The 26,255-nt window shown below is 71.9% G+C and carries 26 protein-coding genes; 17 read left to right on the plus strand and 9 right to left on the minus strand.

Translation table 11 applies throughout. From position 1 onward, the window contains the following. Nucleotides 1-13: 13 nt before the first annotated feature. Together R2S09_RS30905 and R2S09_RS30910 are read left to right on the plus strand one after the other, a co-directional pair. Complete coding sequence (locus tag R2S09_RS30905) at nucleotides 14-451, plus strand: Fur family transcriptional regulator (protein WP_306191380.1); 438 nt, start codon at nucleotides 14-16, stop codon at nucleotides 449-451. Nucleotides 452-461: 10 nt separating this feature from the next. Further along, nucleotides 462-1,427: a folate-binding protein YgfZ gene (locus R2S09_RS30910; RefSeq protein WP_306191381.1), complete on the plus strand. Its 966-nt coding sequence runs from the start codon at nucleotides 462-464 to the stop codon at nucleotides 1,425-1,427. Nucleotides 1,428-1,456: 29 nt separating this feature from the next. Here the strand turns inward: R2S09_RS30910 and dtd are convergent, their stop codons facing one another. Continuing rightward, nucleotides 1,457-1,882: a D-aminoacyl-tRNA deacylase gene (gene dtd / locus R2S09_RS30915; RefSeq protein ID WP_306191382.1), complete on the minus strand. Its 426-nt coding sequence runs from the start codon at nucleotides 1,880-1,882 to the stop codon at nucleotides 1,457-1,459. Between the two features lie 194 nt (nucleotides 1,883-2,076). Here dtd and R2S09_RS30920 point away from each other — a divergent pair, with 194 nt between their 5' ends. The 4 genes from R2S09_RS30920 to R2S09_RS30935 all read left to right on the plus strand — a co-directional run bounded on the left by R2S09_RS30920 (nucleotide 2,077) and on the right by R2S09_RS30935 (nucleotide 6,612). Beyond that, complete coding sequence (locus R2S09_RS30920) at nucleotides 2,077-2,811, plus strand: ABC transporter permease (RefSeq protein ID WP_306191383.1); 735 nt, start codon at nucleotides 2,077-2,079, stop codon at nucleotides 2,809-2,811. A 101-nt stretch (nucleotides 2,812-2,912) separates the two neighbouring features. After that, nucleotides 2,913-3,917 (plus strand): asparaginase, encoded by a 1,005-nt coding sequence (locus tag R2S09_RS30925; RefSeq protein ID WP_316744578.1) that lies wholly within the window; start codon nucleotides 2,913-2,915, stop codon nucleotides 3,915-3,917. A gap of 98 nt (nucleotides 3,918-4,015) precedes the next feature. Next, nucleotides 4,016-5,329, plus strand: a complete 1,314-nt coding sequence (locus tag R2S09_RS30930; protein ID WP_316744579.1) for a GNAT family N-acetyltransferase — start codon at nucleotides 4,016-4,018, stop codon at nucleotides 5,327-5,329. A 365-nt stretch (nucleotides 5,330-5,694) separates the two neighbouring features. Beyond that, nucleotides 5,695-6,612 carry a winged helix-turn-helix domain-containing protein gene (locus tag R2S09_RS30935; protein ID WP_316744580.1) on the plus strand — a complete coding sequence of 306 codons (918 nt, stop codon included), beginning with the start codon at nucleotides 5,695-5,697 and terminating at the stop codon, nucleotides 6,610-6,612. Between the two features lie 72 nt (nucleotides 6,613-6,684). Here R2S09_RS30935 and R2S09_RS30940 read toward each other — a convergent pair whose 3' ends face one another. After that, entirely contained in the window at nucleotides 6,685-6,876 is a 192-nt protein-coding gene (locus R2S09_RS30940) for a hypothetical protein (RefSeq protein ID WP_306191387.1), read from the minus strand. Nucleotides 6,877-7,059: 183 nt separating this feature from the next. Between R2S09_RS30940 and R2S09_RS30945 the strand changes: the two genes are divergently transcribed. From R2S09_RS30945 to R2S09_RS30965, 5 genes are all read left to right on the plus strand, one after another. Then, nucleotides 7,060-7,938, plus strand: coding sequence for a FadR/GntR family transcriptional regulator (locus R2S09_RS30945; RefSeq protein ID WP_306191388.1), 879 nt, complete (start codon nucleotides 7,060-7,062; stop codon nucleotides 7,936-7,938). 29 nt (nucleotides 7,939-7,967) lie between these two features. Further along, nucleotides 7,968-8,675 carry an HAD family hydrolase gene (locus tag R2S09_RS30950; RefSeq protein WP_316744581.1) on the plus strand — a complete coding sequence of 236 codons (708 nt, stop codon included), beginning with the start codon at nucleotides 7,968-7,970 and terminating at the stop codon, nucleotides 8,673-8,675. Between the two features lie 454 nt (nucleotides 8,676-9,129). Continuing rightward, the gene (locus tag R2S09_RS30955) at nucleotides 9,130-10,002 is read left to right on the plus strand and encodes a winged helix-turn-helix domain-containing protein (protein ID WP_316744582.1); all 873 of its coding nucleotides are present in this window, start codon (nucleotides 9,130-9,132) and stop codon (nucleotides 10,000-10,002) included. Between the two features lie 304 nt (nucleotides 10,003-10,306). Next, nucleotides 10,307-12,433 carry an aminoglycoside phosphotransferase family protein gene (locus R2S09_RS30960; protein WP_306191392.1) on the plus strand — a complete coding sequence of 709 codons (2,127 nt, stop codon included), beginning with the start codon at nucleotides 10,307-10,309 and terminating at the stop codon, nucleotides 12,431-12,433. Nucleotides 12,434-12,551: 118 nt separating this feature from the next. Continuing rightward, complete coding sequence (locus R2S09_RS30965) at nucleotides 12,552-13,184, plus strand: RraA family protein (protein WP_316744583.1); 633 nt, start codon at nucleotides 12,552-12,554, stop codon at nucleotides 13,182-13,184. A 51-nt stretch (nucleotides 13,185-13,235) separates the two neighbouring features. On the opposite strand, the gene R2S09_RS30970 is transcribed toward R2S09_RS30965, so the two are convergent. Both R2S09_RS30970 and R2S09_RS30975 read right to left on the minus strand, forming a co-directional pair. After that, the gene (locus R2S09_RS30970; RefSeq protein WP_316744584.1) at nucleotides 13,236-15,626 is read right to left on the minus strand and encodes an excinuclease ABC subunit UvrA; all 2,391 of its coding nucleotides are present in this window, start codon (nucleotides 15,624-15,626) and stop codon (nucleotides 13,236-13,238) included. A 126-nt stretch (nucleotides 15,627-15,752) separates the two neighbouring features. Continuing rightward, the gene (locus R2S09_RS30975; protein WP_316744586.1) at nucleotides 15,753-16,109 is read right to left on the minus strand and encodes a VOC family protein; all 357 of its coding nucleotides are present in this window, start codon (nucleotides 16,107-16,109) and stop codon (nucleotides 15,753-15,755) included. Between the two features lie 211 nt (nucleotides 16,110-16,320). On the opposite strand from R2S09_RS30975, the gene R2S09_RS30980 reads away from it, so the two are divergent. The 3 genes from R2S09_RS30980 (at nucleotide 16,321) to R2S09_RS30990 (ending at nucleotide 18,074) form a co-directional block, all read left to right on the plus strand. Next, nucleotides 16,321-16,863 (plus strand): helix-turn-helix domain-containing protein, encoded by a 543-nt coding sequence (locus R2S09_RS30980; RefSeq protein ID WP_306191397.1) that lies wholly within the window; start codon nucleotides 16,321-16,323, stop codon nucleotides 16,861-16,863. A gap of 89 nt (nucleotides 16,864-16,952) precedes the next feature. Continuing rightward, nucleotides 16,953-17,597: a hypothetical protein gene (locus R2S09_RS30985; protein ID WP_306191398.1), complete on the plus strand. Its 645-nt coding sequence runs from the start codon at nucleotides 16,953-16,955 to the stop codon at nucleotides 17,595-17,597. A 132-nt stretch (nucleotides 17,598-17,729) separates the two neighbouring features. Beyond that, nucleotides 17,730-18,074: a DUF2516 family protein gene (locus tag R2S09_RS30990; protein ID WP_306191399.1), complete on the plus strand. Its 345-nt coding sequence runs from the start codon at nucleotides 17,730-17,732 to the stop codon at nucleotides 18,072-18,074. Nucleotides 18,075-18,152: 78 nt separating this feature from the next. Here R2S09_RS30990 and R2S09_RS30995 read toward each other — a convergent pair whose 3' ends face one another. The 3 genes from R2S09_RS30995 to R2S09_RS31005 form a co-directional block, all read right to left on the minus strand. Beyond that, on the minus strand, nucleotides 18,153-19,553 hold the full coding sequence (locus tag R2S09_RS30995) for a PP2C family protein-serine/threonine phosphatase (RefSeq protein WP_306191400.1): 1,401 nt from the start codon (nucleotides 19,551-19,553) through the stop codon (nucleotides 18,153-18,155). A gap of 275 nt (nucleotides 19,554-19,828) precedes the next feature. Continuing rightward, nucleotides 19,829-20,995 carry an NlpC/P60 family protein gene (locus tag R2S09_RS31000; protein ID WP_316744588.1) on the minus strand — a complete coding sequence of 389 codons (1,167 nt, stop codon included), beginning with the start codon at nucleotides 20,993-20,995 and terminating at the stop codon, nucleotides 19,829-19,831. Between the two features lie 189 nt (nucleotides 20,996-21,184). Continuing rightward, nucleotides 21,185-21,970: a class I SAM-dependent methyltransferase gene (locus R2S09_RS31005; protein ID WP_316744589.1), complete on the minus strand. Its 786-nt coding sequence runs from the start codon at nucleotides 21,968-21,970 to the stop codon at nucleotides 21,185-21,187. A 321-nt stretch (nucleotides 21,971-22,291) separates the two neighbouring features. Here R2S09_RS31005 and mshA point away from each other — a divergent pair, with 321 nt between their 5' ends. Then, nucleotides 22,292-23,668: a D-inositol-3-phosphate glycosyltransferase gene (mshA, locus tag R2S09_RS31010; RefSeq protein ID WP_316744591.1), complete on the plus strand. Its 1,377-nt coding sequence runs from the start codon at nucleotides 22,292-22,294 to the stop codon at nucleotides 23,666-23,668. Continuing rightward, nucleotides 23,661-24,161, plus strand: coding sequence for a YbjN domain-containing protein (locus R2S09_RS31015; protein ID WP_306191404.1), 501 nt, complete (start codon nucleotides 23,661-23,663; stop codon nucleotides 24,159-24,161). Before mshA ends, R2S09_RS31015 begins: the two co-directional genes overlap by 8 nt. Here the strand turns inward: R2S09_RS31015 and R2S09_RS31020 are convergent. Next, a complete protein-coding gene (locus R2S09_RS31020; protein ID WP_316744593.1) occupies nucleotides 24,130-24,981 on the minus strand; it encodes an AraC family transcriptional regulator in 852 nt (283 codons plus the stop codon). The two genes, R2S09_RS31015 and R2S09_RS31020, sit on opposite strands and share 32 nt — an antisense overlap. Before the next feature lie 49 nt (nucleotides 24,982-25,030). Between R2S09_RS31020 and R2S09_RS31025 the strand changes: the two genes are divergently transcribed. After that, nucleotides 25,031-25,468, plus strand: a complete 438-nt coding sequence (locus R2S09_RS31025) for a DUF2000 domain-containing protein (protein ID WP_306191406.1) — start codon at nucleotides 25,031-25,033, stop codon at nucleotides 25,466-25,468. A 54-nt stretch (nucleotides 25,469-25,522) separates the two neighbouring features. On the opposite strand, the gene R2S09_RS31030 is transcribed toward R2S09_RS31025, so the two are convergent. Then, on the minus strand, nucleotides 25,523-26,255 hold a 733-nt coding region (locus R2S09_RS31030), incomplete at its 5' end, for an MFS transporter (protein WP_316744595.1).

Consider the following 26,255-nt stretch of genomic DNA (forward strand, 5'->3'; position numbering starts at 1 on the left):
TAGACTCATCGGTGTGGTGAGCACCGACTGGAAGACCGACCTGCGGCAGCGCGGCTACCGGCTGACGCCGCAGCGGCAACTCGTGCTCGAAGCCGTGGACACCCTGGAGCACGCGACCCCCGACGACATCCTCAGCGAGGTGAGGAAGACGGCGTCGGGGGTCAACATCTCCACCGTCTACCGGACCCTGGAGCTGCTGGAGGAGCTGGGCCTGGTCAGCCACGCCCACCTCGGCCACGGCGCGCCCACCTACCACCTCGCCGACCGCCACCACCATCTGCACCTGGTCTGCCGGGACTGCGAGAACGTCATCGAGGCCGACGTGGACGTGGCCGCCGACTTCACCGCCAAGCTGCGGCAGCAGTTCGGTTTCGACACCGACATGAAGCACTTCGCCATCTTCGGCCGCTGCAAGGACTGTTCACGGAAGCGGCCGAACGCCACGTCGTAGGCTTGCTCGTATGAAGAGCCCCCTGCTGTCCCTGCCCGGCGCCGTTCCCGCCGAGGGTGTGGACGAAGGTGTCGCCGCCCACTACGGCGACCTGTTCCGAGAGCAGCGTGCCCTCGCCGACGGCACCGGCTTCGTCGACCTCTCGCACCGCGGTGTCGTCACCGTCAGCGGCGAGGACCGGCTGAGCTGGCTGCACCTGCTGCTCACCCAGCACGTCAGCGAGCTGCCCCCCGGCCAGGCCACCGAGGCGCTGATCCTGTCCGCGCACGGCCACATCGAGCACGCGCTGTACCTGGTCGACGACGGCGAGACGGTCTGGGCCCATGTGGAACCGGGCACTCAGGAGGCGCTGATCGCGTACCTGGAGTCGATGAAGTTCTTCTACCGGGTCGAGGTCGCCGACCGGACGGCCGACTTCGCCGTGGTGCACCTGCCGGCCGGCTCGATCGCCGAGGTGCCCGAGGGGGTCGTCGTACGCGAGACCCCGTACGGCCGTGACCTGTTCCTGCCCCGTGTGGACCTGGAGCCGTACGCGGAGCAGGCCGGCCCGCCCGCCGGGATCCTCGCCCACGAGGCGCTGCGCGTCGAGCAGCACCGCCCCCGGCTGGGCTTCGAGACCGACCACCGCACCATCCCGCATGAGCTGGGCTGGATCGGTACGGCCGTGCATCTGCACAAGGGCTGCTACCGGGGGCAGGAGACGGTGGCCCGGGTGCAGAACCTGGGCAAGCCACCGCGCCGCCTGGTTTTCCTGCACCTGGACGGCAGCGAGGTGCACCTGCCGGTCCCCGGCACCGAGATCCGCCTCGCCGACGAGGGGCCCGACGGCCGCAGGATCGGCTTCGTCACCACCTCCGCCCGCCACCACGAACTCGGCCCGGTCGCCCTCGCCCTGGTCAAGCGCAACGTCCCGCTGGACGCCCGGCTGATGGCGGGGGACACGGCGGCGGCCCAGGAGGTCGTCGTGGAGCCGTAGCGCTCGCGGTTCGTGCCCCCTAGCTATAGCTAGATCTCCAGCAGCACCGTGAACGGCCCGTCGTTCGTCAACGACACCCGCATCGCCGCCCCGAACCGGCCCGTCGCCACCGTCGCCCCCAGCGCACGCAGCTGGGCGACCACCTCCTCGACCAGCGGCTCGGCGACCTCGCCGGGGGCCGCCGCGTTCCAGGTGGGGCGGCGGCCCTTGCGGGCGTCGCCGTAGAGGGTGAACTGGCTGATGACCAGCAGCGGGGCACCGATGTCGCTGCACGACTTCTCGTCGTGCAGCATGCGGATCGACCAGAGCTTGCGGGCGAGCTGCGCCGCCTTCTCCTTGGTGTCCTCGTGGGTGACCCCGACCAGGACGCACAGCCCCTCGCCCTCGATGGCCCCCACCGTCCGGCCGTCCACGACGACACTCGCGCCGTCCACCCTCTGCACCACTGCACGCATGCCGACCATCATGCCGGGCGGCCGGCCGCGTTCCACGGCGGGCCCGGCCCCGCGCTGCCGCTGCGTCCATATCGTGCTTATTTATGCTTCGTAACCCCCCATCTGGGGCTGATCGGGGGCACTCGGTCACATACTGGCCACTCGGGGTGGCACGATGCTTCCGTACGCGCCGGTCGAGGGGACGGTTGAGGCGCATGAGCACATCGAGTACCGAGCAGCAGGCGCAGCCCGGAGCGGTCCCGCCGTTCCGCGCCGCGATCGCGGAGACGACCCATCGGCCGCCGGTGCAGCGCACCGACAGCCCGCCCATCCCATCCATCCCGCCGATCCCACCCATCCCGCCGGACCCGTCACCGGTGGACGCCGGACACACCGGGCTGCCGATGGACCTGTCGGAGCCGGACCTGACCGTGCCGAGCCTGCCCGAACTGCGCACCCTGCGCCGGCAGGCGCAGCGGGACGAGGCCGACCTGAGTTACGTACGGCGGTTGCTCCAGGGGCGCATCGACATTCTGCGCGCGGAACTGGCCCGGCGCGGGGCGGCGGCCGGGCGCGCCGCCCGCGGTTCGGCCGCCGGGATCGCCGCCGTCGTCGACAGCGGGCAGGCGTCCGTCGTCGAACGGCTCGCGGAGATCCTCAAGGACGCCCCCGCCCGGCAGCGCTCGTCGGCCAGGCATGTGACGCTCGGCACACCGCAGAGCGAGGAGTACCGGCGGCTGGCCGCCGAGATGCTCGCCGAGGTCGAGCTGTCGGACCTGGGCGCCCGCACCGATCCGGAGCTGGGCGCGGCGATGGGGCGGCTGGTGCGGTACGAGCAGCAGGTCTCCCGGCGCCGGCAGCAGTTGCAGCGCACGGCGGACGGCTGCAGCGCGGAGATCGCCCGCCGGTACCGTGAGGGTGAGGCACAGGTGGACGACCTGCTCGTCTGACGGTGTGGCCGCGGCGACCCCGGGCCCGCGCGGGGCACGTCTTCCCCGTGCCGTGCGTCTCCCAGCCCGTCGTCGCCGTCGTCCCCGGAAGGCAACCGCCGATGCCCGCGTCACCTGCGTCACCTGCGTCGTCCGCGTCCGCTGCCCCGTCCGGCGTCTCGCCCGCCGTCTCCCCCGTCCTCGCCGAAGTGGTGCGTTCGGGGTTCGTGGAGGGGCGGCACCGGGGCAGCCTGGTGGTGCTGGGCGCGGACGGCGCGGTCGAGCACGCGTGGGGGGAGGTGACGGCGCCGGTCTTCCCGCGGTCCTCCAACAAGCCCATGCAGGCGGCGGGCGTGCTGCGGGCGGGCCTGGACCTGGCCGGGGAGCGGCTCGCACTCGCGGCGGCCAGCCACTCGGGGGAGCCCTTCCACCGCGACCTCGTCCACAAGATGCTGGACGAGCACGGGCTGTCGCCGGAGCGGCTGCGGTGCCCGCCCGACCTGCCGCTGGACCAGGAGGAGAGGGAGACCTGGCTGGCGGCCGGGGCGGGGCGCGACCGGGTGGCGATGAACTGCTCCGGCAAGCACACCGCGATGCTGGCGGCGTGCGCGCTGAGGGGGTGGCCGCTGGAGTCGTATCTCGACCCGGCGCACCCGTTGCAGCGGCTCATCCACAGGGGTGTGGAGGAAGCGGCGGAGGAGGACGTGGCGGCGGTCGGCACGGACGGCTGCGGCGCGCCGCTGATGGCGATCAGCCTCACCGGCCTGGCCCGCGCCTACCGCTCGTTCGTCCTCGCCGCGCCGGGCACGGCCGAGCGCCGGGTCGCCGACGCCATGCGCGCCCACCCCGAGTACGTCGCCGGCACCCGCCGTCACGACACGTGGCTGATGCGCGAGGTGCCCGGCGCCCTGTCCAAGGTGGGCGCGGAGGCCGTCCAGGCCGTCGCCCTCCCGGACGGCCGCGCCCTGGCCCTCAAGATCGACGACGGCGCCGCAAGGGCACTGGGCCCGGTCCTGGCCCGCGCCCTGGCCCTGATGGGCGTCGACGCCCCGGTGATCCAGCGCATCGCACACGCCCCGCTCCAGGGCGGAGGACGAGTGGTGGGGGAGATACGGGCGACTTTCTGAGCGAGGGGGCGAAGCCCCTGAGCGATGGGGCGGGCAGGGGCGGCGGGGCGAGGAAAAATCCCCACGACACCCCCGTACCCACCCCCTACCGTCAACCCATGACCGCCACCCGCCCGCACCACCCCGCCCGCCCCGACATCGACGTGCGCCCCATCACCGAAGCCGAGATCCCCGACTGGATCCGCGCCCTGAACACCGGCTTCCTCCGCAGCCCCGACGTCTCCCCCGAGGAGATCGCCGACCGCCGCTCCTACCTCGTCCCCGCCCGCACCCTCGGCGCCTTCGACGCCGGCCTCCCCCACTCTCGAATGCGCTCGCGCGGGGGGACCCCCATCGTCGCGACGTTCCGCTCCTTCCCGCAGGAGCTCACCGCCGTCGGCGGCACGCCCGTCCCCGCCGACGCCATCTCCAACGTCACCGTCACCGCCACCCACCGCCGCCGCGGCCTGCTGACCCGCATGATGGCCCACGACCTCGCCGCGGCGAAGGAGCGCGGCGACGTCGTCGCCACCCTGATCGCGGCCGAGTACCCGATCTACGGCCGCTACGGCTTCGGCCCCGCCACCTGGACCACCGAGTGGACGATCGACGTACCCCGGGCGGGCCTCGACCCGCGCTGGTCGGGCCCGCAGGACGGCGGCCGTGTCGACCTCGTGGGCGGCGACGACGTACGCAAGCTCGGCCCCGAACTGCACGAGCGGCTGCGCCACGCCCGGCCCGGCCTGATCGACCGTTCCGAGCGCTGGTGGCAGGTCAGCACCGGCGCGCGGCGTCTGGATCGCGAGCCGTGGACCGAGCCCTTCCACGCCGTGTACCGGGCGGCGGACGGCACGGTCGAGGGCCTGGCGGTGTACGTGTGCGACGAGACCTGGTCGGATGCCAAGCAGCCGCTGAACACGGCCACCGTGAAGAGCCTCATCGCGGTGACCCCGGCCGCCGAGCGCGCGCTGTGGCTGCACGTGTGCTCGATCGACTGGGTGGTGAGGGTCAAGAGCGGCCGGCGGGCCCCGGACGACCTGCTGCCCCTTCTCCTGCCGGACCCGCGCGCGGCCGCGGTCACCACGCAGACGGACTGGCTGTGGGTGCGGATCCTGGACGTCGTACGGGCGTTGGAGGCGCGGACGTACCAGGGGACGGGCACGCTGGTGCTGGAGATCGGCGACGGGACGGGACCGGCCGGGGGCCGGTGGCGGCTGGAGGCCTCGCCCGAGGGAGCGTCCTGTACGCCGACGACTCGGAGCGCGGATCTGACGCTGGACGTGGGCGAGTTGGCGGCCCTGTGGCTCGGCGACGAGTCGGCGGTGCGGCTCGCGGCACTCGGCCGGGTCCAGGAAGAACGAGCGGGCGCCGCCGTGGTGGCCGACGCCCTGCTGCGTACATCCAGGCGACCGTGGTGCCCGGACATGTTCTGAACGCTCCTTCCTGCCGGTGACAGTGACAGGGGTGACGCATCCGTAGCTTGGCTGTTCAGTTGTGGCCGTGCTCACGATGTTCGGTTGTGGCTGTGCTGACCGTCTTGAGTTGTGGCTGTGCCGACCGTCTTCGGTTGTGGCTGTGCGTCCCGGCTGTCGAGCCGTGGCTGTGCGGTGCCGACCGGGCTCCCGGCTCCCCTCCGGAAGGGAGCGCGGTACGGCGTTCCCCGACTGTCACCCTGGTGGCCAACCTTTGGATGGTTCAACCATGTCGTTCAAGTTGGCCACCAACTTCACTTGTCTTATCTCCGCCTGGAAGCGTCTCATAACCACCTTTCCGCGAACTGTCTAAAGATGGCGGGAAGTTGTACTGTTCGACCGTGGACCCGGAACACGCCTCCGCCACTGGGCGGAAGAGGTCACAACGGCCACAGAGGTCACACCGCGAGGTGGCCGACGAACTGCGGCGGCGGATCAGGACCGGTGAACTGCGGCCGGGCCAGCGCATGCCCACGCAGGCCGAACTCGCCGAGGAGTTCGGCGTGGAGCGCACGGCCGTACGGCGGGCCCTGCGCATCCTGTACTCGGAGCATCTGCTCAGCAATGTGTCCAAGGGCAGCCCGGCGACCGTCGCCCCCGACCCGCGAGGTGCCCTGACCGGCACAGCAGCCCCTCCGCTGCCCACCACGGCCGCGCTCGCCCCGCGTATCGCCGCCGCCTTCGAGGCCTCCCACGTGGAGATCGACGCCCTGTGCCTGACGTCGATCTCGCTCACTCTCGCCATCGGTGAACCGCTGCGGCAGATCCATGCCGGGCGACTGAAACCGGCCAAGGTCGACGTGCGGGTGCTGCTGCCCAGCCGGGACATCGAACTCGCCTTCCCGGCGCCGGTGGACTCGGCCGCGGCGGGCCGGCTGCGCAGGCGGTGGCTGGCCCAGCGCAACGCGCAGGGCCAGGTGCTCAGGCACAGCCTGCTCGCCCTGCGCGCCACGCACGGCATCGACGTGCACGTCAGCTTCCGGGCCCTGCCCTTCACCCCGCCGGTCAAGCTCTACCTGCTCAACGCCACCGAGGCGCTGTTCGCGTACTACACCGTGCGGCGGCGTGAGCAGGAGATCGACCACGAACACCTCCAGTTGTACGACGCGGAGGGCTCCCAGTCGATGCTGTTCTCCTTCGTCGAGGGCGCCGGACCGCGCGACACGACGTTCGTCGAGCAGTCGCACGTGTGGTTCAACGCACTGTGGGAGACGATCAGCTCGGAGCTGGTGCTGACGAGCTGACGTCTCCCACGGGTCGTCGGAACGACGGGTCGAGCGGTCCACGGGGCGTGACGCGCAGCGGCCCCGGGCCGTTCACAGGGCGGGACCGGCGACGAGCACCGCCAGCACCACCGCCCCGGCGGAGCTGACGGCCGGGCTCTTGGCCTTGATGCCGACGGTGAGCAGCAGCAGGCCGACGATGCCCGTCGCGCCGTACTTCACCTGGACGAGCTGCTCGAAGCCGACGACGAAGACGGCGGACAGAAGAGCGAGAGCAACAGGCACGGCGTTCCCCCTTCGGGCTGTCCTGGGCGGATGGGAGTGGGGGTGCTGTGGAGCAGGAGGTGCAACTAACTTTCGCCAACTAATTCAAGTTGGTGGCCAACTCTTCTATAGTTGTCCCCACTTGGCGGCCACCTATAAACAGGTTTCAAACAACTCCCGTCAGGTGGATCAGAGTTGTAGCGTTTGGTCGTGACCCAGGAGAACGTGGCCGTGAACGGGAGCCGCAGAAGCTCTGCCCAGGAGATCGCCGAGGTACTGCGGGACAGGATCCGCACCGGCGAGCTCAAGCCGGGCGACCGCCTGCCCACCCAGGCCGAACTCGCCGAGGAGTTCGGGGTGGAGCGCGGTGCCGTGCGCCAGGCCCTGCGGGCGCTCCAGGAGGACGGCCTGCTCAGCAACGTGAGCAAGGGCAGCCCGCCGAGGATCGCCGAGGCGGCCCCCGTGCGCGAGGAGCCCCTGCCGACGATGGTGGGCCTCGCGCCCCGGCTGACGGAGGCGTTCTCGGCCCGGCGGGTGCGGATCGACGTCGTGTGCCACACGGCGGAGACGCTGATGGTCGCCATCGGCGAGCCGCTGCGGCTGATCCACGAGGGCCGTATGCGCCCCGACGCCATCGACGTCCGCATCCTGGTGCCGTCCAAGCACATCTCCCTCGCCTTCCCGGTTCCCGTGGAGGGCGGCGACGAGGACGAGGTGGTGCACCAGCGCTGGCTGGAGATGCGCAACGCACAGGGGCATGTGCTGCGGCACAACCTTCAGTCCCTGCGCGCCACCCACGGCATCGACGTACACGTGGCCTTCCGCGCCCTGCCCTTCACCCCGCCGGTCAAGCTCTACCTGCTCAACGGCGAGGAGGCACTGATCGGCTACTACACCCTCACCCGGCGCGAGGAGGACTGGGGCGACGAGACCCTGGACATGTACGACGCCCTGGGTTCCGCCTCGCTGCTGTTCTCCTTCGTCAAGCGGGCCGGGCAGCGGGACGCCGCGTTCGTGACGGAATCGCAGAAGTGGTTCGACGCCCTCTGGGAAACCATCACCACGGACCTGACACTCTCCTAGTGACTTCTGATACGACGCAGACCGATTCGGTGGCAGAGACGACCGAGAACGAGAAACTGCGGGAACTGGTCACCCGTGCGCGGGCCGTGCTCTGGGACTTCGACGGCCCGATCTGCCGTCTGTTCGCCGGGCACTCCTCGGAGCGGGTGGCGACCGGGCTGGTGCGGTGGCTGGAAGGCCGGGGGCTGCACGGCCTGCTCACCGAGGGCGAGCGCGAGTCGCTGGACCCGCACGTCGTGCTGCGCGCCGTGGACCGCCGGCACCCCGGCAGCGACCTGGTCGCCGAACTGGAGGCCCGCCTCACCCACGAGGAGCTGCACGCCGCCTCCTCCGCCTGGCCCACGCCGTACGCCGACCCGCTGATCCGTACCTGGGCCGCGCTGGGTTCCCGGCTCGCCATCGCCACCAACAACTCGCCGCTCGTGGTCCGCGCCTACCTCGACGGCCGGGGCCTCACCGCCTGCTTCGACCCCCACGTCTACGGCCGCACCCAGGACCTGCACCACCTCAAGCCGGACCCGCACTGCCTGAACCGGGCCCTGAACGCGACGGGCGCGGCCCCGGCGGAGGCCCTGATGATCGGCGACACCCCCTCCGACCACGAGGCCTCGTTCCGCGCCGGCGTCCCCTTCCTCGGCTATGCGCACAACGCGCGCAAGGAGAAGCTCCTGAAGGAGGCGGGCGCCACCGTGATCGTGGACTCGTTGGAACCCGTGCTGCGGATCCTGCGCGGCTAGGACGTGGTCCTGCGACAGGCGTCCGCCGGAGAGACTCCTGGGCCTGGGCCATCAGCAGCGTGAACAGGACCGCGGCGCCGACGGCGAGGCCGGCCCGGCGGGCCCGTACGCCCACGGTGACCGCGACCAGCAGGGCCAGACCGGCGGAGCCCAGCCTGGCCTGGGCTCCGCCGGTCAGCAGGAACTCACCCGCGACCCGCAGGAGTTGCAGCAGGACCACGTTCCCCACGTTCCCCACCCACCCTTCCAGTTCCAGTGACTCGGCCAGCCATTGGACCAATTGGACTGGTTGTCGTGAAGTGGTTGTCCCCGGTTCGATTGACCGATTAACCCGCGTACAACCGGCGTACAAGCTGCCCGGCGCGCCGCACCCGCCGTACCGGCCGGACCGACAGGGCCGACCGGAGGGCCGGAAATCCGTTTGCGAGTGGACCGGTAGCGGTACGGTCCAGTCGTGACCGAAGAACGCACCGGCGACGGCGGCGGCCGGGCGTTCCGCAGGGTGTCCGAGGAACTGCGGTCCCGGATGGCCGACGGAACGTACCCGAGGCGCTCGTTCCTGCCCTCCCAGCGGGACCTGGCCGAGGAGTTCGGGGTCTCCCGCGACACCGTGCAGCGGGTGCTGCGGGAGCTGAGCAACGAAGGCTGGATCGAGTCACGGCAGGGCAGCGGTTCACGCGTCATCAAGAACCAGCGCATACAGTCCTCGTCCGCCAAGGCCACCCGCTCGCACCGGGGCGTGACGCTGGCCCCCCTCATCAGCGAGGCCTTCGAGCAGCCCGAGGTGACCCTGGACGTCTACACGCTGACGTCCGAGTCGCTGGACGCGCACATCCGGCTCCAGGCGGAACGGATCAGGGGCGGCTTCATCCGGCCCCGGCGCATCGCCCTGCGCATGCTCCTGCCGTCCGCCTCGCTGCCGCTGCCCTATCCCAGGGCCATGGACGACAAGGGCGCCGACCTGCTGCGCGACCGTCTGCACGCCATCACGCGGCGGCACACGGAGTCGCTGCGGGGTGTGCTGGCCGAGCTGAGGACCGAGGGCCTGGTGCCCGACGTCGACGTGCAGATCCGGCACGCACCGCTGACGCCGGCCTTCAAGCTGTACGTGATCAACGAGGCGGAAGTCCTCTTCGGGACCTACGAGGTGATCGAGCGTCCGGTGCTCCTGGAGAGCGGTGAGGAGATCAGGGCACTCGACGTGCTGGGCCTCGGCTCCACCCTCACCCACCATGTGCGCGACGCGGATCCCGACTCACCGGGCTCCGTCTTCGCCACCTCCATGCAGGCCTGGTTCGAGTCCGTGTGGACTCTGCTGGCCGAGTAGCGGAAGTGGCCGGTGGCCCCAGAGGTGTGCTGTAGCATGCCCGCACCGCATGAGCAACGGCTCCGCACGGCACGTATGGCTCGCAAGAGGTGGTGTGCAAGGCGACCTCGACTCCGCGACGCGAGCCGCAGGCACAGGCATGGGCACACCACCCGTTGTGCCGACAGGAAGCGCGCTCAGCCGTGCCCGATATGAGCATTGTCCTACGTTTTGCCATACTGTGATTCTCGCGTGAGCACTTGGAGCGGCCGTGGGCGCACCACCTCCTCCCCGTCCCTCTCTCGGGGAGCGTGCCGTCCGCGACGTGGAGGAGTTCGTACAGCACGCGGCGGAGCTCGGCCGGGCGAGCAGCGGTCACCACAACCGGAACTACGTGCTGCCCCTGACGGAACACATGGCCCGGCTGCTGCACCGGGAGGCCGGCATCTCGGTGACCGTCCGGATCCGCCGCGCCGAGGCGCTGCCCGTGGTGATCAGGACGTGGCCGGACGAGTCGGAGATCCTGGACTCCCTCCGGGGCGTGCTGCCCAACGTCCCGGAATGCCTGGTCAAGCAGGACGCCTTCGCGATCCACAGCTATGTCGAGGGCGTGCCCCTCTCCAGCGTCTGCGCCAACGGAAAGCCGGTCGACACCCTGCTCGTCAGGGCGCTGGTGGAACTGCTCGCCCGGATGACCCAGGTCCGCCGTGAGGCGCTGCCCCCGTTGCCACCGGACTGGCCGCGCAACGACAAGGACAGCCAGGGCTTCCTGCAGACCCTCGTACGCCGTGCGGATCGGCAGATCCGCCAGCCCAATTGGCAGGCATTCGGTGGACTGTTCGCCGCGTTGGGCATTCCGGAGGACGCCCTTGTCCGGCTGGCCGAGCGGGTGCCGGCCATGGCCCGGCGGCCCTTCGGCCTGCTCCACGCCGACCTGCACCGCGACAACCTGATCATGTCCTACAGCGGCGATCCGCCCCTCATCTGCGTCGACTGGGAACTGGCGACCTACGGCGACCCGCTGCACGACCTGGCGACGCACCTGGTCCGGATGCGCTACCCCGGCCACCAGTGGGGCGAGGTGATCGACGCCTGGGCGGCGGCCATGAGCCGCATCCGCCCCGCGGCCGTCAACGGCCTGGCCAAGGACCTTCAGCACTATGTCGCCTTCGAGCGGGCGCAGTCCGTCTACCCGGACGTGATGCGAGCCGCGAAGGCCCTGGAGGACTCGGCCGACCAGAAGAGCCTGGACGAGGCGACGGCCTCCGTACGCCGGGCGCTGGAGGCGGCCGCCGAACCGCTCGCCCTCAGGAACGTGCCGGACACACCGGAGGTGGAACGTGTCCTCTTCCGCTGGCGGGCCTCCCGGGCGGCGGTGCGGGGCGGCCCGGGCCGGACGGGCGGATCGATCTCCTGGTCAGGAGACCGCCGGCTTCCCGAGCGCTCCGACTTCCCCGCCTCCGCCGTCGAGCACGCGCTGGTCGCCGAGGGGATGGCACCGGCCAGCCGCGTGTTCAAGGGCACCGCGCACCTGAACTCGGTGGTGCGGGTGCCGGGGGTGGGCCGTCCGGTCGTGGTGCGCCGCAAGGTGGCCAACGTCTGCCGGCGGGAACCGAGCTTCCTGAGCGAGCACGCCGTGCTGTGGGCCATCGAGCGGTCGGGGGCCCCGGTGGCGGCCCCGCGGGTGCTCGCCCTGGGCCGCAGCCACCGGGGTGAGCAGTACGCCATCCACACCTACGTCGGGCCCGAGGACACCGACCGCCCGCCCGGCCATCCGGTGCACGGCCTGCTGCCGCACGAGGCGGACGGACTCGTCGACCAGCTCTGCGCGCTGACCCGCGTCGACTACAGCGCGCTCGACCCCGTGGCGGGCGAGGAGACCTTCTTCACCTGGCTGTGCGACCAGCTGGTGATCCTGGTGGGGAACCTGCCGAAGGAGTCGCAGCAGCTGGCCCGGCTCCTCGGGCTCCCCGACGCGCCCAGGCTCCGGCAGATCCTGAGCCGGTACTGGGTGAGCCCGCGCCGGCCGGCCCTGCTGCACGGCGACCTGAACCCCTGGAACCTGGTGCGCCGCGACGACGCCCTGGCCCTCACCTTCATCGACTGGGAGATGGCCCTGATCGGTGATCCCCTGTACGACCTGGTCCGGCACATGCACCTCACCCCGACCCGCCCGGAGATCCGGCAGCGCATGTTCCGGCGCTGGGAGCGCAACCTGCCCGCGGACTACACGGCCGACTGGTCGCAGGACTGGCGCGTGTACCGGTGGATCGAGACGGTGCGGTCCGCCTACGTGGACCTGGACCGCCTGGTGACCGGCGCCAGCCTGGACGCCCCCAACGTGCGCAGGGCCATCGACTCGTACGCGATGACCCTCGCCGCGGCCACCGGCTCCCTGGGGCTGAAGGTCCGCTCCACGGCGAACCCCTACCTTGCCCGCGCCCTGGCGTAGGGATTGCGCCGTGGCGGCCGCGGCCGGCCCCTGACCGACGACCGGTCCGGCGGCTGCTCCGCGGTCCCGTGAATGTCGGCAGCCGTCCGAAGCCACCGGGCAGGCTAGGGTCGTTGGCATGACCGAGTCCGCCGTCGTCGCTGCCTTCCGGGACGTTCCCGTCACCACTCTCGCCGACCTGCTGGGGCGCGAGCGGGTCATGGACATCGGGATCCGGCCGCTGTGGCAGCCGGTGCCGCGCGTGGCCGGGCCGGCGTTCACCGTGCGCTGCCCGCCCGGGGACAACCTCATGCTGCACGCCGCCGTCCACCGCGCCGAACCCGGCTCGGTGATCGTCGTGGAGTCCGGCGACCTGGACTACGCGCTGGCCGGCGGCAACGTGTGCGCCGTGGCGCGGCGCAGGGGTGTCGCCGCCTTCGTCGCCGACGGCCTGATCCGCGATCTCGCCGAGGTACGGAAGATGGGATTCCCGGTCTTCGCCCGGGGTGTCATCCCGGTCCCGGGCGGCAAGTCGGCAGCGAGCCCTCTGAACCGGCCCGTGCGCTGCGGCGGGGTCCAGGTCGAGGCCGGGGACATCGTCGTGGCCGACGAGGAGGGCGTGGTGGCGGTGCCGGCCGCCCGCGCCGACGAGATCCTGACGGCGGCGCACGCACAGCTCGTCAAGGAGGCGACACAGACCCCGGACGAGTGGGAGAGCGCCCACCGGGCGCGCATCGACGGGATCCTCGGCGAGCAGGGGTTCGAGATCTGAGCCGAGGCCGGGCCACGGACCTCCTCGAACCCCCGCCCGCGCGCGGCACGGTCAGGCGCCCACGTAGGCCGCGAGGTGCTCGCCGGTGAGGGTGGAGCGGGCGGCGACGAGATCGGCGGGCGTGCCCTCGAAGACGATCCGGCCGCCGTCGTGGCCGGCGCCGGGGCCGAGGTCGATGATCCAGTCGGCGTGGGCCATGACCGCCTGGTGGTGCTCGACCACGACGACCGACTTGCCGGAGTCGACCAGGCGGTCGAGGAGGGCGAGGAGCTGTTCGACATCGGCCAGGTGGAGGCCCGTCGTCGGTTCGTCCAGCACGTAGACGCCGCCCTTGTCGGCCATGTGCGTGGCCAGCTTCAGGCGCTGGCGTTCGCCGCCGGAGAGCGTGGTGAGCGGCTGGCCCAGGGTGAGGTAGCCCAGGCCGACGTCCGCCATGCGCTCGAGGATCCTGTGGGCCGCCGGGACCCGCGCCTCACCGGTGGCGAAGAACTCCTCGGCCTCGGTCACCGGCATCGCCAGCACCTCCGCGATGTCCCGCCCGCCGAACGTGTACTCCAGCACCGACGCCTGGAACCGCTTCCCCTCGCACTCCTCGCAGGTCGTCGCGACCCCGGCCATCATCGCCAGGTCGGTGTAGACGACCCCCGCGCCGTTGCAGTTCGGGCAGGCGCCCTCGGAGTTCGCGCTGAACAACGCCGGCTTCACCCCGTTGGCCTTGGCGAATGCCTTGCGGATCGGCTCCAGCAGACCGGTGTACGTCGCCGGGTTGCTGCGCCGCGAGCCGCGGATCGGGGTCTGGTCGACCGAGACGACGTCGGCGCCGGCCGGCATCGAGCCGTGCACCAGCGAGCTCTTGCCGGAGCCGGCGACACCGGTGACCACGCAGAGCACGCCCAGCGGGATGTCGACGTCGACGTTCTGGAGGTTGTGCGTCGTCGCGCCCCTGATCTCCAGGGATCCGGTGGGTTTGCGCACGGTGTCCTTGACGCGGGCCCGGTCGTCCAGATGCCGGCCGGTGAGGGTGCCGCTGGCCCGCAGCCCCTCCACGGTGCCCTCGAAGCAGACGGTGCCGCCCGCCGTACCGGCGCCGGGACCGAGGTCGACGACGTGGTCGGCGATCGCGATCGCCTCCGGCTTGTGCTCCACGACCAGCACCGTGTTGCCCTTGTCGCGCAGGCGCAGCAGCAACTCGTTCATCCGCTGGATGTCGTGCGGGTGCAGCCCGATGGTGGGCTCGTCGAAGACGTACGTGACGTCGGTGAGGGACGAGCCTAGGTGGCGGATCATCTTCACCCGCTGGGCCTCGCCGCCCGAGAGCGTGCCCGCCGGCCGGTCCAGCGAGAGATAGCCGAGGCCGATCTCCACGAAGGAGTCGAGGGTGTGCCGCAGGGAGGCCTGGAGCGGTGCCACCGTCGGCTCGGACAGCGACCGTACCCAGTCGGCCAGGTCGCTGATCTGCATCGCACACGCGTCGGCGATGCTGATGCCGTCGATCTTCGAGGACCGGGCCGCCGCGGTGAGCCGGGTGCCCTCGCAGTCGGGGCAGACGGTGAAGGTGACCGCACGGTCCACGAACGCCCGGATGTGGGGCTGCATGCCCTCCTTGTCCTTGGCGAGCATCGACTTCTGGATCCGCGGGATCAGACCCTCGTAGGTCATGTTGATGCCCGCGATCTTCATGCGGGTCGGTTCCTTGTGGAGGAAGTCCTGCAACTCCCGCTTGGTGAACTTCCGGATCGGCTTGTCCGGGTCGTACAGGCCGGACTCGGTGTACAGCCGGTAGTTCCAGCCCCCCGTCTTGTAGCCGGGGATCATCAGGGCTCCCTCGTTGAGGGAGAGGGAGTCGTCGTAGAGCTGGGCGAGGTCGAGGTCGGTGACCGTGCCCCGGCCCTCGCAGCGCGGGCACATGCCGCCGGTGATGCTGAAGCTGCGCCGCTCCTTCATCTGCTGTCCGCCGCGTTCCACGGTGACCGCACCGGCGCCGCTGATCGAGGCGACGTTGAAGGAGTAGGCCTTGGGCGAGCCGATGTGCGGCTTGCCGAGCCGGCTGAAGAGGATGCGCAGCATGGCGTTGGCGTCGGTGGCGGTGCCGACCGTGGAGCGCGGGTCGGCGCCCATCCGCTGCTGGTCGACGATGATCGCGGTGGTCAGCCCGTCGAGCACGTCGACCTCGGGGCGCGCCAGCGTCGGCATGAAGCCCTGCACGAAGGCGCTGTAGGTCTCGTTGATCAGCCGCTGCGACTCCGCGGCGATCGTGTCGAACACCAGGGAGCTCTTGCCCGAGCCGGAGACACCGGTGAACACGGTCAGCCGGCGCTTGGGGATCTCGACGTCGACGTCCTTGAGGTTGTTCTCGCGCGCGCCGTGCACGCGGATCAGATCGTGGCTGTCGGCCGTGTGCGGCGCGGCCGGCAGTGTGTCCGTCCTCGTGTCACTGCTCATGGTGTCTCCATCCGCCCTTCACGCTCTGCACGGTCTGTGTCGGTCCCGCCCGCTCGATCCAACCAGATGCGAGCGGGACGTCCGCCTTCCTTTCCCGGGGCGGTGCTTCTCGGCCGCAGGCTCCGTTCACCGGTCCTGGAGCAGCCCGAGGACGTTGCCGTCGGGGTCGGTGAAGGTCGCTACCAGGCGGCCGCCGCCGACGTCGTGGGCGGGCTCCTTCACGGTGGCGCCCGCCGCGGTCACCTCGGCCAGCTTGGCCTCGATGTCCGGCACATGCCAGTAGGTCACCGGCGAGGTCATGCCCTGCGGGCCACCGCCCGGCACCAGCCCGATGTGCTGGCCCGCGGCCTCGAAACCGACGTAGTAGGGCGCGTCGGCCTGCGGCTGGACGCCGAGCAGGGCGGCGTAGACCTCCTTGGCCTTGGCCAGGTCGGAGACGGGGTGCAGCACGGTCTTGATGCCCTGGGTGGGAGAGCTGGTCATGGTCACTCCTGTGGTCGTGGTTCGGTCGCGGGTACGTCGCGGGCCGGCCGGCGATGGGGCCGCCGGACGACGACAGCAGTCACGCTAGGCGCGGCCGAGCGGCCCGCGCTTCTCGAATCCTGACCGGTTCCCGGTCGGTCCGGCGCCCGGCTCGTACACTCTTGCAAGCAGGTGCTTGCAATTGTTAGCGCCGGTGGTGCAAGCTGGAGGCATGGCATCGCTCAACGTCGGCAACCTCGGTGAGTACCTGCGCGAGCAGCGGCGCAACGCGCAGCTGTCGCTGCGGCAGCTCGCCGACGCCGCCGGGGTGTCCAACCCGTACCTGAGCCAGATCGAGCGCGGGCTGCGCAAGCCGAGCGCGGAGGTGCTGCAGCAGGTCGCCAAGGCGCTGCGGATCTCCGCCGAGACGCTGTACGTGCGGGCCGGCATCCTCGACGCCGAGCGGGACCGGGACGAAGTGGAGACGCGGGCCGTCATCCTCGCCGACCCCTCGCTCAACGAGCGGCAGAAGCAGGTGCTGCTCCAGATCTACGAGTCCTTCCGCAAGGAGAACGGCTTCGGGGCGGGCAGGGCGGACGACGCCGAAGGCGGCGCCGCCCGTGACGAGGACACCCGCGCGGCCGACGACGGAAGCGGCGGCACCATACGGCCGGCCACCGTCCCCGAGCCGGACGGCGGCCACCCCGCCCCCGCCGAGCACCCACCCCGCACGTCCGGCGGCAACGACGCCGATCCGCGGCAGGCGGCCGGTTGATCCCACGGCCCCCACGGCCGGCCCGACGGCCGGGCCACCGCGGCACACCGAAACCCTCAGCCGAAAGCGATCCGGGAGGATCAGTCACCATGGCCATCACCGACGACCTGCGCAAGACCCTCAGCGACCCGACGCCGCTCTACTTCGCCGCGGGCACCGCGGACCTGGCCCTGCGGCAGGCCAAGAAGGTGCCCGCCCTGGTGGATCAGCTGCGTGCCGAGGCCCCGGCCCGTATCGACGCCGTGCGCAACACCGACCCGAAGGCCGTCCAGGAGCGGGCCGCCGCCCGTGTGAAGGAGACCCAGGAGACCGTCCAGACCAAGGTCACCGAGTTCTGGAGCTCCTTCGACGCGGACCTGAAGAAGTTCGGCACCAACCTCGACGCCGACCTGAAGAAGCTCGGCGAGACCGCCCAGGACCTCGCCCTGCGCGGGGTCGGTGTCGCCGCCGAGTACGCCGTGAAGGCCCGCGAGACCTACGAGAAGGTCGCCGAGCACGGCGAGCAGGCCGTGAAGACCTGGCGCGGCCAGGCCGCCGAGGGCATCGAGGACCTCGCCGAGGAGGTCGAGGAGCTCGCCGTCGCCGTCGAGCCCGAGGCGGACAAGCCCGCCGGGTCCACCGAGTCCAAGGCCGCGGCGGCCGCGAAGAAGGCCCCGTCCCCGGCGAAGAAGGCCCCGGCCCCGCGCAGGACCACGACCACCACCACCAGGAAGACCACGCCGCCCGCCAAGTAGGTCAGGACCGGGCAGAGGCACGCGTCACCCGTCCGGGCGACAGGCGTACGGGCCGGGCACCCTTGGGGTGTCCGGCCCGTTCTCCGGGTACGGTGGCCGCGTAGGAGTCGGAGAGAACGGGCGGTGGACAGCATGCTGATGTTGGGCTTCGCGGGGTTCCTGGGGATTCTGAAGATCCTCCTCATGGCCCTGGCCGCGTTCGGGCTCGTCGACGCGGCGATCCGGCGCGAGGACGCGTTCCGCGCGGCCGACAAGCAGAACAAGGTGTTCTGGCTGGTCATCCTGGGCCTGGCGCTCGTCGTGAGCTACCTGTTCTCGATCTTCATGTTCCTGCCGGTCATCGGCGCGATCGCGAGCATCGTCTACATCGTGGACGTACGGCCCGCGCTCAAGCAGGTCTCCGGCGGCAGAGGCTGGGGTGGGCGCCGCGGCAGCAGCAGCGACGGCCCCTACGGGCCGTACAACGGCGGCCGGTGAGCCGACCGCCGTTCACGTCGTTCACGCCGTTCACCGGGCTCCCGGGCCGCGGACGCCCGGGGCTTTCCGCGGCAGGCCCTACGGCTCGCGGTCCAGCAGGACCAGCGCCACGTCGTCCGTGAGCTCGCCGCCGTTGAGTTCGCGGGCCTCGTTCACCGCCGCCCGCAGCAGCTCCTCGCGGCGCATGCCCTGGGCGAACTGGCGGCTGACCATCTCCACCATGCCGTCCTGGCCCAGCCGCTCGCCCTCCGTGCCGATCCGGCCCTCGATCAGGCCGTCGGTGTAGAGCATCAGGCTCCACTCGGCGCCCAGTTCCACCTGCGTCCGGGGCCAGCGGGCGCCGGGCAGCAGGCCGAGGGCGGGGCCGTTGTTGTCGTACGGCAGCAGCCGGGCCGGCCGGCCCGGGGAGATGACCAGCGGGGACGGGTGGCCGGCCAGGCACAGGCCCGCACGGCGCCCGTCGGGCGCGATGTCCACCGTGCACAGCGTCGCGAAGATCTCGTCGTCGGCGCGCTCGTGCTCCAGCACCTGCTGGAGCGTGTTCAGCAGCTCGTCGCCGCACAGGCCCGCCAGGGTCAGCGCCCGCCAGGCGATGCGCAGCTCCACGCCGAGCGCCGCCTCGTCGGGACCGTGCCCGCAGACGTCGCCGATCATGGCGTGCACGGTGCCGTCCGGGGTGCGCACGGCGTCGTAGAAGTCGCCGCCGAGCAGAGCGCGCGAACGGCCCGGCCGGTAGCGGGCCGCGAAGTGCAGCATGGAGCCGTCCAGCAGGGGCGTGGGCAGCAGACCGCGCTCCAGGCGGCGGTTCTCCTGCGCGCGCAGCCTGCCCTCGGCGAGCCGGCGCTCGGCGGTGTCGGAGCGCTTGCGCTCCACCGCGTAGCGGATCGCACGGCTCAGCAGGCGCCCGTCCAGCTCGTCGCGGAACAGGTAGTCCTGGGCGCCGACCCGGACCGCCTCGGCGCCGCGCTCGGCGTCGCCGGACGCGGTCAGTGCCAGCACGGCGTGCCGGGGCGCGAGCTCCAGCACGTGCTTGAGCACGGCCAGCTCGTCGTCGTCACCGGAGCCGGACCCGCCGGACGCGGCAGACGCGCCGGACCGGCCGGGGGCCGGCAGCGCGAGGTCCAGCAGGATGCAGTGGACGTCGTCGGTGAGCAGCCGCTCGGCCTCGGTGAGGTTGCGGGCGGTGCGGACACGGATCGGCTTGCCGGCCGAGTCGAGCAGCTCGGGCACGATCGGCCAGCCGCCGGGATCGTCCTCGATCAGCAGCAGGGTGAGATTGGTGCTGTGGGTGAGATGTGTGCTGTGGGTGCTGGTGTGGCCGCTGTGGCGGTTGTCCTTCTCGACCGTCGTTTCCTTCGGCTTCGTGGCTTCCCGGTGCGGGGCCGGTGCCGCGGAGGGGCCGCCGCCGTGGGACACGGTCTGCGCCTGACCACTCTCCGCGGCCGGGATCGCTCGCTGCCGCGGTACGGGCACGGGCATCGTTCTGGATTCCTTCCCTCCCCCCGAGGGCGTGGTGGGTACGGGGAACCGCCCCACCGCTGGGGACCATAGCGGTAGTCGACGCCGCATTGGAATGGTGTGAGGCGCGTCGCTCCGGCTTCGGCCACTGTCATATGCCGCGATCCGTACCGGAGTTGGACAGGGTGCCTCCGCAACCGGGATGACGAAGCTCACGTCGCCCGTGGGTTTGATCTCGAACCCGGGTGGGGTGCGTCACATGGCACAGGTCACCGGGGTCCGAACGGCGGAGAACCTCAATCCGCGTCCGGCCGTACGACCCCGAGGATCGGCATCTCACCGGCCCCCGCGAGAGTCACCGTCCGACCCGGGCGCGGGGCGTGGATGATCGCGCCGTCCCCGACGTACATCGCGACATGGGTGGCGTCGTCGAAGTAGATGATCAGGTCGCCCGGGCGCATGTCCTTGATGTCCACGTGCCTGAGCTGCTTCCACTGCTCCTGCGAGGTGCGCGGGATGGGCCGGCCGGCCGCCGCCCAGGCCTGCGAGGTCAGCCCGGAGCAGTCGAACGTCTTCGGCCCCTCGGCGCCCCACTCGTACGGCTTGCCGATCTGGGCCGTGGCGAACTCCACCGCCTCGCGCCCCGCCGCGGAGGCCTTGCCGCGGACCTCTTTGAGGATCCCGGTGCCCACCCAGGCGGTCTGCGCCCGCTGGGCGGCCTGCTTCTCCAGCTGCGCCAGGCGCTCGCGCTGCCGCTTCTCCAGCTTGGCCTGAAGCTTCTCCGCCTCCTTGATCCGCTGCTGGATCCGCTTCTTCGCCTTGGCCTTCTCCTTGCGGTTGGCCTCCAGCTGCTCCCAGCGGTCGTTGGCGTCGTCGGCGTACTGCTCCAAGTCCTGCTGGGTGCGGGTCATTTCCCGGATCAGGCCCTTGGCCGCGTGCTCGCCCTCCAGCACCCGTCCGGCGCCGTCGAGGAAACTCTGCGGGTCGTCGCTGAGCATCAGCTGGGCCTGTGGCGGCAGCCCGCCCGTGCGGTACTGGGCGCGGGCCGCGGCGCCGGCGCGGTCCTTCAGCCGGTCCAGCTTCTTCTGTCCGTCGACGATCTTCCGGGCCAGGTCGACGATCTCGGCGGACTGCTTCTTGCTCTTCTCCTCGGCGGCGTTGTAGGCCTCCGTGGCGACGGCCGCGTCGTGGTAGAGCGTGTCCAGCTTGGTGCGGACGGCCTCCAGGTCCTTGTCGAGGTCGTCCGAGGGGGAGGCGGGATCGTCCGAGGAAGAGGACGGGGAGGACGAAGAGGACGAAGAGGAGGCGGAGGCGGAGGCGGAGGTGGATGCGGACGCGGTGGGTGCCGGACGCGGGGTGGGCTGCTGCGCGCTCGCGAACGCCGTGCCCGATGCCCCCAGTACCGTGACCGCGCAGACCACGGTCACGGCCGCCGTGAGTGCACTTCGCCTGCCCCGTCCCATACCTCAGCCCCCACCTGATTAACCGTCAGTAACTTACGCTGCCCGGGGGATCGTGCCATGCATCCGCCCAAAGCAACAGAGGCCGGGCGACAGCGGCCGGGCATGCCCAACCCCCCCTCATGCCTGCCCCGCGACCGGCGCTCTTCCCGCCTCTGTGACGAACGACTCGCGAAGATCGTTCCCCGCAGGTCAGCCGCGTGGTGCCAACGCCCGCCAGGCGACCGTCACTTCCCCCTGGCGCCACCGCACCGGCCCGTCCGTCACCGGCCAGTCGGCCGCGAGGTCGCGCACCGCCCGCATCCAGCGCTGACGGGCGCCGTAGGAGGCGTAGGGCGCGGCGGCCGCCCAGGCGTGGTCGAAGTCACGCAGGAACGCGTGCACCGGCTCGCCCGGGACGTTGCGGTGGATGAGCGCCTTGGGGAGGCGTTCGGCGAGGTCCGAGGGGCGGTGCAGGGAGCCGAGACGGGTGGCGAAGGTGACCGTGCGGGGGCCTTCCGGGCCGAGCGCGACCCACACGTGCCGCCGGCCGATCTCGTCGCAGGTGCCCTCGACGAGCAGACCCCCGCGCGAGTGCCCGTCCGCCGGGGCGAGCCGCGCGCACAGCCGCTCCCAGACGGCGGCGACCTCGCCCTCGTCGTACTGCCGCAGCACGTTCGCCGCGCGGATGAGCTGCGGGCGCCGGGGGACGGGCACCTCGAAGCCGCCGTGCCGGAAGGCGAGCCCGTCGCGCTCGTAGGGCCGGGCCGCCGCCACCCGGGCCGGTTCGATCTCGACGCCCACCACGCGCGTGCGGGGAGCGACGGTGCGCAGCCGGTGCAGCAGCTCGACCGCCGTCCACGGGGCGGCGCCGTAGCCGAGGTCGACGGCCACCGGATCGGCGGCGCGGCGCAGCTCGGCGCCGTGCACGGCAGCGATCCAGCGGTCCATGCGGCGCAGCCGGTTGGGGTTGGTCGTCCCGCGTGTCACGGTTCCCACGACGGGGGTCCCCCCGCTCGGGCGAAGCCGAGGGTCGGGGAGGGTCGCGGCGCGGGATGTCATGGATACGAGGGTATGGGGGCACTCGATGCCCGATGTGCACGATCCGTGCGCCATGTGACGCAGACCACGGTCCCCACCGGGGAACGGCGGAACCGGTCGAGCGCGGTACGCACCCCGGCGTCGAACGGTTGAGCGAGATCGAGTAATGATTGGGCAAAGGAACCGGCAGCGGAAATGCACCCGCGACCTGGCGCGTTGGCGCTTGAGGGGTGCACCGCGCCCCTCGTCCCGCAGGGCCGCAGCAAGGAGGAACGCCACGTGAGCCAGTACGTCAGCAGGCTCGGGCGGCGCTCCCCGGCGGCGCCCACCCGGCTGCGGCTGCACCGCCGGCCCCGGCGCGTCGCCATGCTCTCCGTGCACACCTCCCCGCTGCACCAGCCCGGCACGGGCGACGCCGGCGGCATGAACGTCTACATCGTGGAGCTCGCCCAGCGCCTGGCCGCGCTCGGCATCGAGGTGGAGGTCTTCACCCGGGCGACCGAGGGCGGCCTCCCGCCCGCCGTCCAGCTGGCGCCCGGCGTCCTCGTCCGGCACGTCGACGCCGGTCCCTACGAGGGCCTGGCCAAGGAGGACCTGCCGGCCCAGCTGTGCGCCTTCACCCACGGCGTGATGCAGGCCTGGGCGGGCCACCGCCCCGGCCACTACGACCTGGTGCACTCGCACTACTGGCTCTCCGGCCACGTCGGCTGGCTCGCCGCGCAGCGCTGGGGCGTGCCCCTGGTGCACGCCATGCACACCATGGCCAAGGTCAAGAACGCCAACCTGGCCGACGGCGACACGCCCGAGCCGGCCGCCCGCGTCATCGGCGAGACCCAGATCGTCGCCGCCGCCGACCGGCTGATCGCCAACACCGACGAGGAGGCCGAGGAGCTGGTACGGCACTACGCCGCCGACCCGGCCAAGGTCGCCGTGGTCCACCCCGGTGTGAACCTCGCCCGCTTCCGCCCCTTCCCCACGGGCACCGGCGGCTTCTGTCCGGAGGACGCCCGGAGCGCCCGCGCCGCCGCCCGCGAGCGCCTCGGGCTGCCACGGGACGCCCTGATCCCGCTCTTCGCCGGCCGCATCCAGCCGCTCAAGGCCCCCGACGTGCTGCTGCGGGCCGTGGGCGTCCTCCTCGACGAACGGCCGGAGCTGCGCTCGCGAATCGTCGTCCCCGTCGTGGGCGGCCCCAGCGGCAGCGGCCTGGCCAAGCCGGAGGGCCTGCAGAAGCTCGCGGCCCGGCTCGGCATCGCCGACGTCGTACGGTTCCGCCCGCCCGTCGGGCAGGACCAGCTCGCCGACTGGTTCCGGGCCGCGTCCGTGCTGGTCATGCCCTCCTACAGCGAGTCGTTCGGCCTGGTCGCGATCGAGGCGCAGGCCGCCGGGACGCCGGTACTGGCGGCGGCGGTCGGCGGCCTGCCGGTGGCCGTGCGCGACGGCGAGACCGGATTCCTCGTCCAGGGCCACGACCCGGCCGCCTACGCGCGGGTCCTGCGCGGCTTCGCCGACGAGCCGGGACGCTCGGAGCGGATGGGCGCCGCCGCCGCCCGGCACGCGCGGTCCTTCGGCTGGGACGCCTCGGCGGCGGCCACGGCCGAGGTCTACACGGCCGCGTTGCAGGCGCATCGCCGTCGCGTACGCTCCCAGCATGGGTGATGTGGAAAAGGCCGGGCAGACCCTCGAGGCCGTCTTCAAGGACGCCGAGCTGGAGTGGGAGAGTCCCGAGCCCGGGAACTACGTGGTCAGGCTCCCCGGCACCCGCAAGCTCTCCACGACGGTCTCCTTCCTGGTGGGCCGTCACTCCCTGTCGCTGAACGCCTTCGTCATCCGCCACCCCGACGAGAACGAGGCGGGCGTCCACCGCTGGCTGCTGGAGCGCAACCTCAAGATGTACGGCGTGGCCTACGCCGTCGACCGGCTCGGCGACGTCTACGTCACCGCCCGGCTGCCGCTGGCCTCCGTCACCGCCGAGGAGATCGACCGGCTCCTCGGTCAGGTCCTTCAGGCGGCCGACGGCGCCTTCAACACCCTGCTGGAGCTGGGCTTCGCCTCCGCGATCCGCCGGGAGTACGCCTGGCGCGTGTCCCGCGGCGAATCCACCCGGAACCTCGAGGCGTTCACGCATCTGACGCAGCGTCCGGCCGACTGACGCGCGCTCGTTCCGCTCGGTCTCTCGAACTGAGCCGGTAACGCCCGGGCGTGACCCCCACCAGCCGCTTGAAGTGCCGGGTGAGGTGCGCCTGGTCGTAGAACCCGGTGACCGGGGCCACCTCGCCCGGCGGCAGCCCCTCCAGCAGCAGCCGGCGGGCGCGCTCGACACGCCGGGACATCAGGTACTGGTGCGGCGCGATGCCATAGGCGGTGCTGAACGCCCGCACCAGGTGGGCGGGGTGGGTGTGCAGCAACCGCGCCGCCTCGTCCAGGACCAGCCCGCGCGTGACGCGCTCGTCGAGCAGCTCGCGCAGGGAGCGGGCGAGGGCGGGATCGCGCGGCGGGCGCCGCGCCGCGGCGCGAGGCTCGAGGTGGGCCCGCAGCCGTTCCCCGATGAGCGACAGCCTGCTCTCGGCCTCCAGCTCGTCACCGGGGTGCCCGAGCACACCGTGCAACTGCCCGACCCGGCGCCGCAGTACGGGATCCCGCAGGTCGGGCCCGTCGACGGCGGGGCCGATGAGATCCTCCCCGAGGTGGGTTGCGTCGAGATACAGGACCCGCTTGCGGAAGCCGTGCGGGGTGGCCGGCGAGCCGTTGTGCGGGACGTGCGGCGGCAGCAGCGAGACGGTGTCGTGCGGGGTGCCGTGCTCGTGCCGGTCGAGGTCGTAGCGCACGGCCCCGTCGTCGACGATCAGCAGCGTCCAGGCCTCGTGGACGTGCATGGGGTACGCGTACTCGGTGAAGTGGGCGTGGAAGACCTCCACGACACCCGGGATGCGCGGGCGCCAGGCGGAGACTTCGGGCGGGACGGCGGCCACGCAAAGAACGTACAAGACGCGGTGTCCGGACGCCGGGCAGTCTCATCCCATGAACACCGAACCGACCGCGGGTCCCGTCCGCTTCGACACCAAGATCGCCGTGCTGCTCCGCGAGGACCTGGAGCCCTGGCAGCGTCTGAACGTCACCGCCTTCCTGGTCAGCGGCCTCGGCACCGCCGTCCCGGAGGTGATCGGCGAGCCGTACGAGGACGCCGACGAGGTGTCCTACCTGCCGATGTTCCGCCAGCCGGTCCTGGTCTTCGAGGGCACGAAGGAGACGCTGACGGCGGCACACGGCAAGGCCCTGTCGCGAGCCCTGCCGCGTGCCGTGTTCACGTCCGACCTGTTCGGCACGGGCAACGACCGCGACAACCGGGCGGCGGTGCGGGCGGTGCGGACCGGCGACCTGGACCTGGTGGGGCTGGCGGTGCACGGCCCGAGGAACGCGGTGGACAAGGTGCTGAAGGGGGCACGGATGCACCCGTAGGCATCTGCAAGTGCCCGTGAGCGCCCTTGGCGCCCTTGTCCCCGCCGTGGTGACTCAGGCCGCGCTGACCTCGGGCTCGGCGGGGCCGGACGCCGCCTCGACCGCGTCCGTCTCCGCCGCCGTGTCCTCCTGGGCGGGCAGGCGCCGCATCAGCGCCCCGTAGCCGATCCCGGCCGCCGTGCCGACGGCCGCGCAGGACCCCCACAGCCACCCGGCGCCGAGGTGGTCGATGACCGCGCCGGACATCAGCGGGGCGACGAGGGCCGCGACGGACCAGGACAGGGTGTACACGCCCTGGTAGCGGCCGCGCCCGTGCACCGGGGACAGCCGGACGACGAGCCCGGTCTGGGTCGGCGCGTTGATCATCTCGCCGAGGGTCCAGACGCAGACGGTGAGCGCGAAGACGCCGACCGACCCGGCGAAGACGGTGAGCCCGAACCCGTACCCGGCCAGCAGCGACGAGAGGACCAGCAGCCGCTTGGGGTCCCGGCGCTCGATGAGCCGGGTGACCGGGATCTGGAGGGCGACGATCAGGATGCCGTTGACCGCGATCGCCATGCCGTAGTCGGCGGGCGTGAACCCGGCCCGGCCCATGGCGACGGGCAGACCGACCGACCCCTGCTGGAAGACGAGCGCGACGAGGAAGGACAGGCCGACGACGCCCATGAAGCGCCGGTCGCGCAGCACGGTCCCCAGGCCGACGTCCGGCCCCGCCGCGCGCGCGGCGGGGGCCGCCGGCCGGGACCCCGGCAGCCGGAGGCAGACGACGACGGCGCACAAGGCCGTC

The organism is Streptomyces sp. MK7 (genome assembly GCF_032658145.1).
In the GTDB taxonomy this organism is placed as follows: Bacteria; Actinomycetota; Actinomycetes; order Streptomycetales; family Streptomycetaceae; genus Streptomyces; species Streptomyces spiralis.

Bases quoted from the DNA above. Each gene is read 5' to 3' on its own strand.
- R2S09_RS30990 (WP_306191399.1), top strand. From the start codon at position 17,730: ATGCTGATGTTGGGCTTCGCGGGGTTCCTGGGGATTCTGAAGATCCTC.
- dtd (WP_306191382.1), bottom strand. From the start codon at position 1,882: ATGCGTGCAGTGGTGCAGAGGGTGGACGGCGCGAGTGTCGTCGTGGAC.
- R2S09_RS30965 (WP_316744583.1), top strand. From the start codon at position 12,552: ATGACCGAGTCCGCCGTCGTCGCTGCCTTCCGGGACGTTCCCGTCACC.
- R2S09_RS30985 (WP_306191398.1), top strand. From the start codon at position 16,953: ATGGCCATCACCGACGACCTGCGCAAGACCCTCAGCGACCCGACGCCG.
- R2S09_RS30910 (WP_306191381.1), top strand. From the start codon at position 462: ATGAAGAGCCCCCTGCTGTCCCTGCCCGGCGCCGTTCCCGCCGAGGGT.
- R2S09_RS30920 (WP_306191383.1), top strand. From the start codon at position 2,077: ATGAGCACATCGAGTACCGAGCAGCAGGCGCAGCCCGGAGCGGTCCCG.
- R2S09_RS31025 (WP_306191406.1), top strand. From the start codon at position 25,031: ATGAACACCGAACCGACCGCGGGTCCCGTCCGCTTCGACACCAAGATC.
- R2S09_RS30970 (WP_316744584.1), bottom strand. From the start codon at position 15,626: ATGAGCAGTGACACGAGGACGGACACACTGCCGGCCGCGCCGCACACG.
- R2S09_RS30930 (WP_316744579.1), top strand. From the start codon at position 4,016: ATGACCGCCACCCGCCCGCACCACCCCGCCCGCCCCGACATCGACGTG.
- R2S09_RS30995 (WP_306191400.1), bottom strand. From the start codon at position 19,553: ATGCCCGTGCCCGTACCGCGGCAGCGAGCGATCCCGGCCGCGGAGAGT.
- R2S09_RS31015 (WP_306191404.1), top strand. From the start codon at position 23,661: ATGGGTGATGTGGAAAAGGCCGGGCAGACCCTCGAGGCCGTCTTCAAG.
- R2S09_RS30975 (WP_316744586.1), bottom strand. From the start codon at position 16,109: ATGACCAGCTCTCCCACCCAGGGCATCAAGACCGTGCTGCACCCCGTC.
- R2S09_RS30980 (WP_306191397.1), top strand. From the start codon at position 16,321: ATGGCATCGCTCAACGTCGGCAACCTCGGTGAGTACCTGCGCGAGCAG.
- R2S09_RS30925 (WP_316744578.1), top strand. From the start codon at position 2,913: ATGCCCGCGTCACCTGCGTCACCTGCGTCGTCCGCGTCCGCTGCCCCG.
- R2S09_RS31000 (WP_316744588.1), bottom strand. From the start codon at position 20,995: ATGGGACGGGGCAGGCGAAGTGCACTCACGGCGGCCGTGACCGTGGTC.